The sequence below is a fragment of the Lentibacillus sp. L22 genome (assembly GCF_040812445.1).
Taxonomy (GTDB): domain Bacteria; phylum Bacillota; class Bacilli; order Bacillales; family Amphibacillaceae; genus Lentibacillus_C; species Lentibacillus_C daqui.
Genome location: NZ_JBFNXI010000110.1, coordinates 1 through 828, shown reverse-complemented (window position 1 = coordinate 828; position 828 = coordinate 1). Strand labels below are relative to the sequence as shown.

Here is an 828-nt window from a genome sequence, read left to right as displayed (position 1 = left end):
GGTTTGCGGGATTACCTAACTATATCAAGGTATACCTGCCTAGTTTGGGCTGCGAAAGTTGAGTAAAACCAAATAATTTTTATTGAGATTTTTTAAAAACTCTTCTATTTCCCGAACTACCAAGCTTGAATTATTATTCTTTCTTGGGGAGCCATTAATGATTAAAGTCTTATTTTTCATTAATATGCACCTCATTCTTGCAACCAGGAACTTTAAGGATGTATGAGTTTTGCCTGTTATCTAATATATCAATTATTTCAATTCTATTTTCTTCAATTTCCTTATTGCTTTTTATAAATTTCACCATAAAATTAATAAGTGTCGAGTTAAAGTGTGAGTGCTCCTTTAGGACTTTGCTGTATAAATCTGTACCGGAAATACGTTGATACATACAGTTTATACAAGCACTATTTTCCGAGAATACTTGTGGTCCAATTATCAAAAAATAATTCCCAATATAAATAGGAATGGTATTCCTAATATCACTATGTATATTTGAAATTTCCGAATAAAAATAGTAATTTCTATCCTGCTTAATTACACTTTTACTTAGCCGGGACTCTAGTGTGTCCTTGAACAATAATGACTGTATATTTCCGTCATCTGAAAATGATTCTGATTTATGATCAACAATTTGTGTCTTTTCGACAACATTTCCTGTAGCATCAAATGTTAATATATTTCCATAAGCATCATAACAGTGGTAAACCTCTGTATACTTTTCCAATATTATCACCTTGTATATTTGACGAGGCCTCGTCTTTACTCAACTTTCGCGGAGTAAAAAGTTAATTTAACTAAGCCGCGACGTAGCGTGTGATAAATCAA

1 protein-coding gene is annotated in these 828 nt (G+C 31.9%); it reads right to left on the bottom strand.

Annotated features, from left to right (window positions below; genetic code table 11):
• Positions 1–169: 169 nt before the first annotated feature.
• Positions 170–727: a hypothetical protein gene (locus ABRT01_RS18295; protein ID WP_269411746.1), complete on the bottom strand. Its 558-nt coding sequence runs from the start codon at positions 725–727 to the stop codon at positions 170–172.
• Positions 728–828 lie beyond the last annotated feature (101 nt).